The sequence below is a fragment of the Vibrio sp. 10N.222.49.C12 genome, assembly GCF_041475025.1.
GTDB classification, from domain to species: Bacteria; Pseudomonadota; Gammaproteobacteria; order Enterobacterales; family Vibrionaceae; genus Vibrio; species Vibrio crassostreae_C.
In genome coordinates this window covers 20138-34237 of the sequence record NZ_JBFRVF010000043.1, presented here as the reverse complement: position 1 = coordinate 34237, position 14100 = coordinate 20138, and the positions used below count along the sequence as shown (strand labels likewise).

At 44.9% G+C, this 14100-nt stretch carries 15 protein-coding genes; 10 read left to right on the top strand and 5 right to left on the bottom strand.

Annotated features, from left to right (window positions below):
- The 4 genes from AB4583_RS14235 to AB4583_RS14220 all read right to left on the bottom strand — a co-directional run.
- Nucleotides 1-1159 (bottom strand): BCCT family transporter (locus AB4583_RS14235; RefSeq protein WP_372117882.1); only part of this gene is annotated, 1159 nt, incomplete at its 3' end.
- A gap of 230 nt (nt 1160-1389) precedes the next feature.
- Nucleotides 1390-2385, bottom strand: a complete 996-nt coding sequence (locus tag AB4583_RS14230) for a membrane dipeptidase (protein ID WP_017060833.1) — start codon at nt 2383-2385, stop codon at nt 1390-1392.
- 206 nt (nt 2386-2591) lie between these two features.
- The gene (locus AB4583_RS14225; RefSeq protein ID WP_372117885.1) at nt 2592-4052 is read right to left on the bottom strand and encodes an aldehyde dehydrogenase family protein; all 1461 of its coding nucleotides are present in this window, start codon (nt 4050-4052) and stop codon (nt 2592-2594) included.
- Between the two features lie 191 nt (nt 4053-4243).
- Nucleotides 4244-4642 carry a RidA family protein gene (locus AB4583_RS14220; RefSeq protein WP_372117879.1) on the bottom strand — a complete coding sequence of 133 codons (399 nt, stop codon included), beginning with the start codon at nt 4640-4642 and terminating at the stop codon, nt 4244-4246.
- A 157-nt stretch (nt 4643-4799) separates the two neighbouring features.
- On the opposite strand from AB4583_RS14220, the gene AB4583_RS14215 reads away from it, so the two are divergent.
- The 10 genes from AB4583_RS14215 to AB4583_RS14170 all read left to right on the top strand — a co-directional run bounded on the left by AB4583_RS14215 (nt 4800) and on the right by AB4583_RS14170 (nt 13342).
- Entirely contained in the window at nt 4800-5684 is an 885-nt protein-coding gene (locus AB4583_RS14215) for a LysR substrate-binding domain-containing protein (RefSeq protein ID WP_372117877.1), read from the top strand.
- Between the two features lie 757 nt (nt 5685-6441).
- A complete protein-coding gene (locus AB4583_RS14210; RefSeq protein ID WP_017060837.1) occupies nt 6442-6843 on the top strand; it encodes a hypothetical protein in 402 nt (133 codons plus the stop codon).
- Between the two features lies 1 nt (nt 6844).
- Entirely contained in the window at nt 6845-7615 is a 771-nt protein-coding gene (gene atpB, locus AB4583_RS14205; RefSeq protein WP_017060838.1) for a F0F1 ATP synthase subunit A, read from the top strand.
- 47 nt (nt 7616-7662) lie between these two features.
- Nucleotides 7663-7899 carry a F0F1 ATP synthase subunit C gene (atpE, locus tag AB4583_RS14200; protein WP_004730405.1) on the top strand — a complete coding sequence of 79 codons (237 nt, stop codon included), beginning with the start codon at nt 7663-7665 and terminating at the stop codon, nt 7897-7899.
- 54 nt (nt 7900-7953) lie between these two features.
- Nucleotides 7954-8424, top strand: a complete 471-nt coding sequence (locus AB4583_RS14195; protein ID WP_017068483.1) for a F0F1 ATP synthase subunit B — start codon at nt 7954-7956, stop codon at nt 8422-8424.
- Nucleotides 8425-8435: 11 nt separating this feature from the next.
- Nucleotides 8436-8987: a F0F1 ATP synthase subunit delta gene (locus AB4583_RS14190; RefSeq protein WP_017060840.1), complete on the top strand. Its 552-nt coding sequence runs from the start codon at nt 8436-8438 to the stop codon at nt 8985-8987.
- Between the two features lie 9 nt (nt 8988-8996).
- Nucleotides 8997-10538, top strand: coding sequence for a F0F1 ATP synthase subunit alpha (atpA, locus tag AB4583_RS14185; RefSeq protein ID WP_104216112.1), 1542 nt, complete (start codon nt 8997-8999; stop codon nt 10536-10538).
- A gap of 46 nt (nt 10539-10584) precedes the next feature.
- Nucleotides 10585-11454, top strand: coding sequence for a F0F1 ATP synthase subunit gamma (gene atpG / locus AB4583_RS14180; RefSeq protein WP_017064727.1), 870 nt, complete (start codon nt 10585-10587; stop codon nt 11452-11454).
- Between the two features lie 44 nt (nt 11455-11498).
- The gene (atpD, locus tag AB4583_RS14175; protein ID WP_017060843.1) at nt 11499-12884 is read left to right on the top strand and encodes a F0F1 ATP synthase subunit beta; all 1386 of its coding nucleotides are present in this window, start codon (nt 11499-11501) and stop codon (nt 12882-12884) included.
- A 14-nt stretch (nt 12885-12898) separates the two neighbouring features.
- Entirely contained in the window at nt 12899-13342 is a 444-nt protein-coding gene (locus tag AB4583_RS14170; RefSeq protein WP_017060844.1) for a F0F1 ATP synthase subunit epsilon, read from the top strand.
- 184 nt (nt 13343-13526) lie between these two features.
- Here the strand turns inward: AB4583_RS14170 and AB4583_RS14165 are convergent, their stop codons facing one another.
- A complete protein-coding gene (locus AB4583_RS14165) occupies nt 13527-14063 on the bottom strand; it encodes an RNA-binding S4 domain-containing protein (RefSeq protein ID WP_372117873.1) in 537 nt (178 codons plus the stop codon).
- Nucleotides 14064-14100 lie beyond the last annotated feature (37 nt).

Below are 14100 nucleotides of genomic sequence, written 5' to 3'. Positions count from 1 at the left end.
TAAGGTTCTGTCTATGAATGGTTGATACCAATTGGCGAATACTACGACCGCGTGAAATACGTGCGATGAAGATTGCCATCATTGGGCCGTAACCTAAGAACCAACCCCAGAAGAATACTGTCCACCAGCTCAACCACCCCTCGTCACCACGGTATGTCGCCATTGGGATGAAGTTATCGATCATGCTGCCTACACCTTGAATGTAGCCGTTAAAGATAAAGTTTGTAGGGCCAAAGATCAGGATGTAGACCATCAATGCCATTGCCAGAATCACGTTGTAACGGCTTAGCATTTGCATTCCACGGTTAAGGCCACTTAATGCCGACAATGTGTATAGAACGATAGCGAACAGGATGATGATAAGCTGCGTCGTGAAGCCATCAGGAATATCAAACAGTGCGTTCAGTGCGTAGCTCACTTGCAAGCCTAAGAAGCCGATAGGACCAATGGTGCCCGCCGCTACTGCGACAATACAACATGCATCAATCAATGCGCCGGTGTGACCTTTCAATGCTCGCTCGCCTAAAACTGGGTAAAGCAAAATACGAGGTTTAAGCGGTAAGCCTTTGTCGTAGTGAAGGTGCATCACCACAATAGACGTTAAGCTACCGACAATGGCCCATGCTAGAAAACCCCAGTGCATGAAGGATTGCGATAAAGCATTCACCGCGCCTTGCTGTGCGTTTTCTTGTGCGCCGTACAATGGTGGTGGGCTAACGTAGTGAGCAATAGGCTCTGCTGCTGCCCAAAATACACCGCCACCTGCCAGTAGCGTACAGAAGATGATCGCCATCCAACGGAAGCCGTCCATTTCAGGTTTAGCGATGCCGCCTAGGATAACCTTGCCTGTTCGCCCTGCCGCCAGGCCAAGACCAATAAGAAAAGTCAGAAGAAGAAGCATTTGCCAGTAAGGACCGAATACTTTTACAGACCATGCAAAGCCCGTATTTACTAGGCTTGATAACAGCTCGCCATCAAATAGAGCAAGTGCCACGAACAGAGCGATAAAACCGCCGCTGTACCAAAGTGCTGGGTTGGATAGGCCTAATTTGTCTGACGTAGACTCAGACTCGTTTGTGTTGCTTTTTGCATTAATTGTTGTGTGTGCTTGACCCGCATTTAAGCTTGAAGATTTCACGCTATTGGTTAAATCAGACATACTCTGACTCCAGAGGTTTCTTTGCAGCTGTCATTTGAATGATGACTACAAGGGTGTATTTAACACCTGCCCTATTGTTTTTTGTGTTGGGCAGGCTAATCCATGTTTGGGTTACCGCGTTGCGAAATAGACCGTTGTTCCTTTTGAATAGTGAAATTGGTTTAAGCAGCACTTGCTTATTGAACGTTTGTTAGAAGGCTGCTAATTCGATGATCGCTCGCGAGAAACCGTTAACCCTTGGTTTGAGGCTCTAGGCCATCTTTCAAGAAGTTAAACCAGTTTTCTCCCAAGACTTGCCCAGCTTCAGACTCGCTGAAACCATGACGCATCAATCCGTTATATATGTTTTCCATACCCGCACTACCACAGAACCAAGGCAACGCATCTGGCCAACCTGAGTTGTTTGCAGAGCCTTCACCGTAGTCCATTGCCTTCGACCAACGACCATTTCTCATCCATTCAAGAACGGCTTGAGGTTGGTTTAAGCATAGGTCACTGCCAATACCCAGGTGCTCTACGCCGACCATGTCAGCCGTAGTCGCAACCATCTGGCAGAAATCTTCCAAGGTACATTGGCTGCCGTTTGGTAGGTGGAATGGGTACAAGCTGAATCCGATTAAGCCGCCGCGTGCGGTTAGAGCTTTAATTACATCGTTTGATTTATTTCGTAGTGCATCATGAGCAAACGTCGGGTTCGCATGGCTGATACAAATAGGACGAGAAGACAAGTCGATAGCTTCAAGTGTTGAGCGCTCTGCACTGTGAGACATATCTATGATCATGCCCACTCGGTTCATCTCTTCGATGGCTTGTTTACCAAAGCGAGTAATACCTGTGTCGTTCTTCTCGTAGCAACCCGTCGCCAATAAGCTCTGGTTGTTGTACGTCAGTTGCATGATCAAAAGACCTTGCTTACGCATCACTTCGATAAGACCGATCTCATCGTCGATTGGAGAACAGTTTTGAGCACCAAGGAAAATGCCGACTTTGCCAGTCGCTTTTGCAGTCTCGACATCAGCCATTGAGTGAATCGGCATGATAAGGTCTGCGTTCTGCTCGAATCTTAAATTCCATTCTGCAAAGCGAGATAAGGTTTCACGAGCCGTCTCGTGGTAAACCGCGGTAGCGTGAACTGCTGTAATGCCGCTCGCCTTTAGTGTTTGGAAATATTCTCTGTTCCAATTGCAGTATTGCAATCCATCTATAACAATCCGTTGCTGGTACATAACCACTCCTATTGAAAGCTCAGTGTTCTAGCTCGGTTTTGAAAACACGCTCAAATAACATGTTTTCAAAAATGGGTTAAATCACTTGTCTAAGTTCGTTTGCTGCTTTGGTTTGAATGTTGGCCTGACTCTGTGAATCAGGCCAATTCGATAGCTGGATAGCTAGGAAGTTAATTCAGCTATCCAATTCTTATTTAGAAAGTGGATTAGTAAGGACGTTGGTAAGCCGTCTTAACCACTGTGTAGAACTCTTTCGCGTATTGACCTTGCTCACGAGGACCGAAGCTAGACTCTTTACGACCACCAAACGGTACGTGGTAATCCGTGCCTGCTGTTGGTAGGTTGACCATCACACAACCGGTCTGCGCTTGTTGCTTGAACATTGCGCTAGTACGTAGGCTCTGAGTAATGATGCCGCCTGTTAGACCGAAGCGAGTGTCGTTGGTTGTCGCAATCGCTTCTTCTAGGTCAGCGACACGAATCACACTTGCCATTGGTGCGAACACTTCTTCTTGGTTCACTTCCCAATCGTTCTTAGTGTTCAAGAACAGCGTTGGAGACATGTAGAAACCTTCGTGCTTCATACTCAAGCGTTCGCCACCAAATGCCAGCTCACCGCCGCTTTGACGTGCTTTCTCAACCCAACCTAGGTTTGCTTCAAGTTGGTTGCCATCAACGACAGGGCCCATGAACACACCCTCTTCCAGTGCGTGACCCACTTTCAGCTCGCTCATACGTTTAATCAGTGCTTCAACGTATTGGTCGTGAATGCTATCCATAACCACAAGGCGAGAAGACGCGGTACATTTTTGGCCTGCGCCAGAGAAAGAACCTGCAATCGTTGCATCAACCGCAGTTTGGATATCAGCATCGTCAGCAATAACAAGTGCGTTCTTACTGCCCATTTCTAGTTGGCATCGAACGAAGTTTGGCGCTGTAGCCGCTGCCACTTTACGACCCGTATCAACAGAACCGGTAAAGCTCACACCGTTCACTTCTTTAGAGTTGATCAGTGCATCACCTACTGTTGAACCGCTACCCAGTACAAGGTTAAACGTACCTGCAGGGATACCTTGGCGGTGGATGATCTCTGTAAGCGCGACCGCACTTGCTGGTGTTAGGTTTGCTGGTTTCCAAATAACGCTGTTACCGAAAGCCAATGCTGGAGCAATTTTCCAAGCTGCTGTTGCTGTCGGGAAGTTCCAAGGAGAGATAATGCCGATAACGCCCACCGCTTCGCGAGTCACTTCAACAGAAACACCCGGGCGTACAGAATCTGCGTTGTCACCAATTTGGCGAAGCACTTCAGCCGCAAAGTATTGGAAGAACTGACCTGCACGGTAAATCTCACCGCGACCTTCAGCAAAAGGCTTACCTTCTTCACGAGATAGCAAAGTGCCCAGCTCATCACAACGGGCAATCAGCTCATCACCAATCGCTTGAAGCACCGCTTGCTTGCGTTCAATCGGCGTTTTTTTCCACTCTGGTTGAGCGTGTTTCGCCGCTGAAATCGCTTGTTGAACTTGTTCAGCACTTGCTTGTGCAAAGTTGCCAATATTTTCAGAAATATCTGATGGGTTAATGTTCGCTACGGTGCTTACACCCGCTTGCCATTCGCCGCCAATGTAAAGTGCGTTTTCTGCTTGAACATTCTGTAAGTGAGTCATCATTCTGTCCTTGTAACGTTAGGTTGCGGTTGAGTCTGGCAACCATCGGATTAATTAATAAATAAATTGTTAATTCATATAGAGAATAAGTATTAATTTTGTATCTAGACGTAAAACTATTCGCTTGTATTAGTAAAGATCTGCGTAGACAAACAGCTTTGATTGGCAAATTGCCTCAGTTCACAGTCCATTTATTCAGGTTGAGACGCCGATGCATAAACCACGAACTCAACCAACATCTCTTCTCTAGCTAGCCCTGCAACAACGACTGCTGCACGATTTGGAAAAGGTGCGTTGAAGTATTCTCCGTATACGCTGTTTACCGTTTTCAGGTATTCACGGTCAGTCACGTAAATCAGAACCTGCAGCACAGAATCCATCGATTCGCCTGCACACTCCAAGGTATGAACAAGATTGTTAAAAGTCTGACGCGTTTGCGCTTCAATACCGCCTTCTACTACTGCGCCCGTTTCATCGATTGGAATCTGCGCAGTGTATAGAGTGCCGTTATTAACGATTGCCCACTCTAGTGGTGCTTTTGAAGCAAAAAGAGAGGTTTTTACTGGGTGTTTTTTAGTTTGTGCGTTCACGATTTCATCCAACTTTGTAACAACTATGTTTCAAGATGGTTAAATACTGCACCTTGACGCCTGATAAATCCAACGGTAAATTTTGTGCATTTGATAAATAAAATCTATCACCTTGCAAAAAGTAAGGTATAGCAAGGGCTAGAGAAGGATTCGCGCCATGAGTATCAAGCTACAACAGTTAAAACATTTCGTTTTGGTGGTCGAAGAAGGTGGATTTAGAGCGGCATCTCACCGTGCAAATCGATCGCAAGCGGCACTTTCGACTTCGATAAAAGAGTTGGAAAAAATACTCGGCCAACCTCTGTTTGAAACAGGCAACAAATCGACACTGACGCCTTTTGGAGAAATATGTTTGCCCAAGATCATTCAATTTCTGAACGTTTACAAAGCATTAGACAATGACTTACGCGCAGCGGCAGCAGGACAACAAGGAAGAGTTCGAATAGCGAGCGTGCCTTCGGTGGCCGCAAAACTCATCCCTAGTGTTTTAGGGGCATTTTGTGAGCAGTACCCGAATGTAGAAGTGAGTTTGATTGATGATAATGCGGCAGGGGTAGAAGCAAGATTACTCTCTGGCGAGGTGGATGTTGCCCTCGGTAATAGCTCCCATTTAGAAGAAGAGAGCATCGACTTCACGCCTTTGCTTTCTGATCCTATCGGTGTGGTGTGCCTCAAAGATAACCCTATCGCCTCTCAACGGGAAGGAATCGAATGGCAAACCTTGTTAAAGCAGCCCTTCATTCGTAACGGGACTTGCACCCTACTGGACCCAACACCTGCGCGCATGCTCAGCGAACAAGCCCTGTACTCTGTCGAGAACATTACCTCGCTTTTTTCGGTGTTAGAGCTCGGGATAGGCGTGACCACGCTACCTAAGCTGGCTTTCCCAACCAATGAAACCCGCTTGGTGTGGATTCCGCTAATTGACCCACCCTTGCAACGACAAATCGGCATTTTCAGACTGTCTGATCGTACGATCTCGCCACAAGCACAGGCTTTTCATGACTTGTGTATTCAATATCTGAGCTATGAAGCTTCATAAACAAGGTTTAGCAAATGGCAGTGCTACACTGCCATTTGTTGCTTCAAAATACGCTTTATCTGGCCGCATCAACCACTATCAACAAGCTCTTAAGTGTAGTTTGAACTTCATAAAAACGGTTTTAACACTCTCAATTCTTCCCCTTACCATCCAATCTAACCGCCCATAAATACCTCGATGAGTAACAAAAATGCGGATAACCATTGATGTGACACAGTTTTTCCACGCTTCATGAGTAATAGATAAAAAATATATATTCCCGCGTTAATAAGCGCACGCTGCTCGCTATAAATAACCAAATAGTGATGAATTAACACATCTAGAGTCCGACTCTACCTCTGATGAAAAGTTAATTTAAGTGTCTGAAAAATATAAATTGATTGCCTTCAACACACTTGGCTTGACCCTGATTTATTCGAGCAGTTATCAATACTTAAAGTTATCAGTAAATCATCTGAAATATTCATGATTATAGTGACAGAATTATTACTTTCATAAATGGAAAACACCCATTTCAAAAATGGAATTATTGATGTCGATATTTGTCGTTTTGATAACATAATTTTAGGCGTAGTTTATATTTTGTCGAAACGAGAGCGAATTAGTTTATATCGTTCTATTTCGTCAGGAGATATAAAACCAGCAAGATTATCTCTTTGTTAACAAGCAAAGTTTTATTAACAAGTAAATGCGAGTAGCAAGACATATTCAAACTGTGTTTTATATGAGCTTACACTGTTAAATATAAGGTTTTATTATGAGGCTTAATGGGATAAGTGGTGACATTCTTGTTGCTGCTAAAAGAGTTGTTCTCTGCCAAGTAGTATTAGCCGTCGGTGTAGTTTTATATGAAGTGTTTTTTGGTAATAAAGTAGATATGGAATCGTCGGCTTTGGGTATCGGAATTGCGATGCTACCTCCGCTGTTTGGTTTTATATATGCAAGCCTAAAGGTGCGCAAGAATCCTAATTATAGTTTACGTGACTTAATGCAAATGAGTCGTGTCGTGAAAATAACTTATACGTTCTTAATGTTTATCTTGGCGTTCCAGTTTTTCAAATTGGATAACCCAGTAATATTGTACGCATATATTCTCACTATGGTTGGGTACTTCTTAACACCATTTATTACTGCCTCTACAAGATCGGAGTACGTGTAGTATGGATCAAGTAACTACCGCTCACGAATACATAGAGCATCACTTAACCTTCTTAACTACAGGTGATGGTTTCTGGGCGTTCAACATCGACTCGATGTTGGTATCTTGGATTACGGGTTTACTGTTTATTGGAGCTTTTCGATACGTAGTGACTAAGGGCACCAGCGGTGTTCCAGGTCGATTTCAATGTTTTATCGAACTGATATTTGATTTTGTAAACAACCTAGTAAAAGAGATTTTTCAAGCGGAGGATAAATTAATAGGGCCACTGGCATTAACCACTTTTGTTTGGGTGTTGTTAATGAACGCGGTCGATTTATTACCAATAGATTTCATACCAGCATTAAGTCGTGCAATGGGTCTAGAACACTTTAGAGATCTACCAACGGCGGACGTAAATATTCCAATGTCGATGGCACTCGGTGTATTTATCTTACTGTTGACTTATACATTTAAAAATAAAGGATTGAAAGGCTTTATCAAAGAGCTTACTACGCAGCCATTTGATAACCCTCTTTTATACCCTGTTAACTTAGTTCTTGAATTAATAACATTAATTTCAAAACCTATATCACTAGGCTTACGATTATTTGGAAACATGTATGCAGGTGAGATGATATTTATTCTGATCGCATTAATGCCATGGTGGATGCAATGGGCACTGAGTGTTCCTTGGGCACTATTCCACATATTAATCGTATTCTTGCAAGCATTTATATTTATGGTACTGACCGTTGTTTATTTAGGTATGGCAACAGAAGAACACCACTAATTAATAACTAAAAAATTTAACTAAAAAATTATTTATCGGAGATACAAATGGATATCGTAAGCGCAGTTTTATATGTAGCAGGTGCATTACTGATCGGTTTAGGTGCAGCAGGTGCAGCATCTGGTATTGGTAACTTAGCAGGTAAATACCTTGAAGGTGTTGCGCGTCAACCAGACCTTACTCCAATGCTTCGTACTCAATTCTTCATCATGATGGGTCTTGTGGATGCAGTACCGATGATCGGTGTTGGTATCGGTCTATACATCATCTTCGCCGTGGCTTAATCAAACCGCTTTGAAAGATCGATTTATACATAATCAAGATTTAGTGAGGAAGGTATGAACTTAAATGCAAGCATGTTTGGACAAGCAATCTCATTCGTGATTTTTGTTTGGCTCTGCATGAAATATGTATGGCCCCCTCTCACCGCGATGTTAGACGAGCGCCAAAAAGAAATCGCTGATGGTTTACGCCACTCAGAGAACGCTGCGAAAGAGCTAGAACTAGCAAAATCAAATGGCGCGCAACTCATCGAAGATGCAAGAAAAGATGTGACTGAACTGATTGAACAGGGCCGAAAACGCCGCAATGAAATCATCAGCTTAGCGCAACAAGAAGCCGAGCAAGAAAAGGCACGCATCTTAGAACAAGGTAGAGCTGAGCTAGAAGGCGAACGCCAAAAGATACGCCGTGAACTTCAGGCAGATATGGCAGACGCAGTAATTCAAAGTGCACAGAAACTGATTAGCAAAAACCTAGATTCCGCAACGAACCGAGCGCTAGTTGACCAAATGATTAGCGAACTCTAAGGAGAGGCAATATGTCAGATTACACCAATATTGCTCATCCCTACGCCAAAGCATCGTTTGAATTTGCTTTAGGTGAAAACCAGTTACAAGAGTGGCACTCAATGCTGTCCATTCTTGTGGCTGTCGCGGAAGAAGAAACGATCGCTAGTCAGATTTCTTCAGCAGAAGGTGCTTCTACACACCAAACAGAAGAGCTGGCAAACCTCATCATTCATATTTGCCAAGGACTCGTTGATGACCACGTCATTAATCTCATTCGAGTCTTGGCCGAGAACGGCCGCCTTTCTGTTGTAAGAGACCTGTTTGAATTGTACTGCGAGCTAAAGGACGAACATGAACGTGTAGTGCCTGTCACTGTCACCAGTTCAGAAATGCTGACACAAGATCAAGTTACGTCACTAACAGCTGCACTTGAGAAGAAATTAGAGCGTCAGGTTGAAATGAAGCAGGTTATTGATGACACGTTAGTGGGTGGAATGGTCATCAAAGCGGGTGAAACCGTTATCGATGGTTCTTTAAACACATCAATTGACCGATTGGCTCATCAACTTCACGCGAGATAGGTAACAATTATGCAATTAAATTCAAATGAAATCAGCGATCTAATCAAAGAACGCATCTCGAAATTTAATGTGAGCACCGAGGCTCGCAATGAAGGCACTATCGTATCGGTTCGTGATGGCATCATCACAATCAATGGCCTTGCTGATGTTATGCAAGGCGAGATGATTGAGCTACCAGGTGGCAAATACGCACTCGCACTTAACCTCGATACCCACTCAGTAGGTGCGGTGGTTATGGGCCCCTACACTGACCTCTCTGAAGGTATGAAAGTGAAAGGTACAGGTCGTATCTTAGAAGTACCTGTAGGTAACGGACTTCTTGGTCGTGTAGTCAACACATTAGGCGAGCCAATCGATGGCAAAGGCCCAGTGAGTTGTGACCGACTCGACCCTGTAGAAGTGATTGCACCGGGTGTAATCGAACGTAAGTCTGTTGATCAACCTATTCAAACTGGTTATAAAGCGGTTGATACCATGGTGCCAATCGGTCGTGGTCAACGTGAGCTTATCATTGGTGACCGTCAGACGGGTAAAACAGCGTTAGCTATCGATGCGATCATCAATCAGAAAGATTCTGGCATCAAATGTGTGTATGTAGCGATTGGCCAAAAAGCCTCCACTATCGCTAATGTGGTTCGTAAACTCGAAGACCACGATGCGCTAAAAAACACCATCGTAGTCGTGGCATCAGCATCAGAGTCTGCAGCGCTTCAATACCTAGCCCCTTATGCGGGTTGCACCATGGGTGAATACTTCCGTGACCGCGGTGAAGATGCGCTGATCATCTATGATGACCTATCAAAACAAGCCGTTGCTTACCGTCAAATCTCATTGCTATTGAAACGCCCACCGGGTCGTGAAGCCTTCCCTGGCGACGTATTCTACCTTCACTCACGCCTACTAGAACGTGCAGCACGAGTGAATGCAGAGTATGTAGAGAAGTTCACTAACGGTGAAGTGAAAGGCCAAACAGGCTCATTAACGGCGCTTCCTATTATTGAAACTCAGGCGGGTGATGTATCAGCGTTTGTACCAACCAACGTAATCTCAATCACTGATGGTCAGGTTTTCCTTCAAACCCAACTGTTTAACTCAGGCTTACGTCCTGCAGTAGACCCAGGTATCTCGGTATCTCGTGTGGGTGGTGCGGCGCAATGCAAGATCATCAAGAAACTGTCTGGTGGTATCCGTACTTCATTAGCTCAATATCGCGAGCTGGCGGCCTTTGCTCAGTTCTCTTCTGACTTAGATGAGATGACGCGCAAACAGCTAGACCATGGTGAGCGTGTTACCGAATTAATGAAGCAAAAACAATACTCTCCAATGTCAGTCGCTGAGCAAGCAACGGTTATCTACGCAGCAGAGAAAGGCTACTTGGCCGGTGTTGAGCTAAACAACATTGCCCGTTTTGAAGAAGAGCTGATTGCTTATGCCAAAGGTCAGAACCCTGCGTTGTTCGAAAAAATCAACGCGACAGGCGATTACAATGACGAAATCGACGGTGCTCTTAAAGAGATCCTAGAAGGTTTTGTTGGGATGAAAGCTTGGTAAGTGCTCCGGTTTATTAGCTGGAAATCAAAACAAATAGGAGCAGATTATGGCAAGTACTAAAGAAATTCGCACCAAGATAGCCAGTGTTAGTAACACTCAGAAAATCACTAGCGCAATGGAAATGGTTGCAGCAAGTAAGATGCGCAAGGTTCAAGACAACATGACGCTAACTCGGCCCTACGCCGAGAACATGCGAAAAGTTATCTCTCATGTTGCATCGGGTTCCCTGGAGTACCAGCACCCTTACCTGCAACAGCGTGAACCTAAGCGTGTCGCTTACATCATTATCTCGTCCGATCGCGGCTTGTGTGGTGGCTTGAACTCAAACTTGTTCAAGAAAGTGTTAGAAGAAATGGAGCAATGGCGCACCAAGGGAGTCGAGGTAGAAACAACCTTAGTGGGATCTAAGGCTATCTCGTTCTTCCAACGCGGCGGCAACGTTATTGCACAAACGTCAGGTCTTGGCGATACACCTAAGTTAGAAGACATCTTAGGTACGGTGAATGCGATGCTCGGGCATTACGACGAAGGTAAAATCGATAGCTTGTATCTCGTTTACAACCAGTTCGTCAACACCATGGTTCAAGCGCCAACGACCTTGCAGTTGCTCCCCCATCCTTCGGATTCTGAGGAAGGTGGTGAGCCTAAAAAAGCGCGTCGTTGGGACTACATCTATGAGCAAGCACCCAAAGACATACTCTCAGAACTGTTACATCGATACATCGAATCGCAAGTGTATCAAGGCATTGTTGAGAGCATTGCCTGTGAGCAAGCAGCCCGAATGGTCGCTATGAAAGCGGCGACTGATAACGCAGGCCAACTCATTGATGACTTGCAGTTGGTCTACAACAAGGCGCGTCAGGCTGCCATTACCCAAGAGCTGAGTGAAATAGTCTCAGGTGCCCAAGCTGTCTAGGGCTAGAAAAGACTGGGTCAAGAACAGAATTTGAGGATTTAAGAATGAGTGTTGGAAAAATAGTTAAAGTAATCGGCGCGGTGGTTGACGTCGAGTTCAGCGGCGGCAACAGCCCACGCGTTTATGATGCATTGAAAGTGACTAGCGACGAAGCAAGCTCGTTAGTATTGGAAGTACAACAACAACTGGGTAGCAATATCGTTCGTTGTATTGCAATGGGTACGTCAGATGGCTTACGTCGTGGCCTAACGGTTGAAAACACAGGCTCTCCAATCACGGTTCCTGTCGGCGAAGAAACGCTAGGCCGTATCATGAACGTGCTTGGTCAACCTATCGATGAGTGTGGTGAAATCGGTCAGAAAGAAAACTACGAGATTCACCGTGAAGCCCCTTCTTATGAAGAACAAGCAAACAGCACTGAGCTTCTAGAAACAGGCGTTAAGGTTATCGACCTTATCTGTCCATTCGCTAAGGGTGGTAAAATTGGTCTGTTCGGTGGTGCTGGTGTAGGTAAAACCGTCAACATGATGGAGCTTATCAACAACATCGCCAAAGCCCACTCAGGTCTTTCTGTGTTTACCGGTGTAGGTGAGCGTACTCGTGAAGGTAACGACTTCTACTACGAGATGAAAGAAGCAGGTGTACTAGACAAAGTAGCCATGGTTTACGGTCAAATGAACGAGCCACCGGGAAACCGTCTACGTGTAGCACTTACAGGCCTAACTATGGCTGAGCGCTTCCGTGATGAAGGTCGTGACGTACTGTTGTTCATTGATAACATTTACCGTTACACGCTTGCGGGAACAGAAGTATCAGCTCTGCTAGGTCGTATGCCTTCAGCAGTAGGTTACCAACCAACACTGGCTGAAGAGATGGGCGTACTTCAAGAGCGTATCACGTCAACAAAACAAGGCTCTATCACCTCTATCCAAGCAGTATACGTACCTGCGGATGACTTGACTGACCCATCGCCAGCAACAACCTTTGCTCACTTAGATGCGACCGTTGTACTGTCTCGTAACATCGCGGCACTGGGTCTATACCCTGCGATTGACCCGTTAGATTCAACGTCACGTCAGTTAGATCCGCTGATCGTAGGCCAAGAGCACTACGACATTGCACAAAAAGTACAAACAACGCTGCAACGCTACAAAGAGCTAAAAGACATCATCGCGATTCTTGGTATGGATGAGCTGTCTACTGAAGACAAACAGACCGTATCTCGCGCTCGTAAGATTGAACGTTTCTTAACGCAGCCTTACCACGTAGCCGAAGTGTTTACTGGTCAGAAAGGTGTCTTTGTACCGCTAAGCGAAACACTAAGAGGCTTTAAAGGTCTATTGAGCGGTGAATATGACGATATCCCAGAGCAAGCGTTCTTGTACTGTGGCTCTATCGACGAAGTGCTTAACAAAGCAAAATCACTCTAAGAGGCAGGTGCACCATGGCTATCGGAATTACAGATAATACATTTCAACTTAATATTGTAAGTGCGGAAGGTACGCTGTTTTCAGGTCCAGCGTATGCCCTAGCCGTTTCTGGCGCTGACGGTGAACTGGGGATTCGCCCCGGTCACTCCCCGCTTCTCAGTAAGATCAAACCGGGCGTAACCGTGTTTGTTACAGACCCTAAATCAGAAGGCCAAGTGCTGTATGTCTCTGGTGGGATGCTGGAAGTTCAGCCGGATGTGGTTACGTTATTAGCCGACACGGCCTTGCATGGTAAAGACATTGACCGCGCTCGCGCAGAAGAAGCGAAATATGCCGCTCTAGAGAACATCAACAAGGGCAACATAGACATTAACTTTGCACAAGCTCAGCTAGAACTAGCGAAAGCCGTTGCTCAGTTACGTGCATCAGAGCTAACTTCTTCTCACACAAGACACTGAGAATAAGCGTTATTGGCCGTTAGCTGTGCTAGCAAACAAATACAAAAAAGGCTCACTAACTAGTGAGCCTTTTGATATCTGCGTAACGTAAAACCTAGGTCTAACGTTGCTTGATGTTCAAACGAATAGTTTTAAAAGATTCGTTTTAGAAAAGCAGTTTAGAGCAGTCGTTTAGAACTGTAGTTTAAAAGAACTCAATCGAATTACGGCCGCTTTTGTCATCACGTGTTGGCTTTGGCGTATCCGCTTTCTTTTTCGGTTTCTTCTCTTTTTTCTCTTTCTTTGGTTCAGCCTTTGCGCTTAGCATTTCTGCTTTGCTTTTCTTAGATTCCTTCTTCTTAGAATCCTTTTTAGACTGACCTTTCTTCGCCTTGTTCTCTTTTTTAGGCGCATCTTTCTTTTTCGGCTTTTCTGATTCTTCCTGTACTGGCTGGTCACACACCACTACATAGTATTCTTGATTGAATTCAAAGAAATCGCCATCGTACATTTTGCGGCGTTTTCGAGTTTCAAGCTCACCATTTACTGCTACGTAGCCTTCAGAGATGATGTGTTTAGCTTCACCGCCACCACTCACTAGGTTAGCTATTTTAAACACTTTGTAGAGCTCGATTGGCTGTGATGAAACATCGATACCAATTGCTTCAATTTCAATCTCTTCGCCTTCTTCGCCCAGCTCTTGGCCTTCGTAGTCAGCGTCTTCGTAATGTTCTTGGTCCATGGTGACCTCTACCTAAATATGTACTTCTGAAATATTG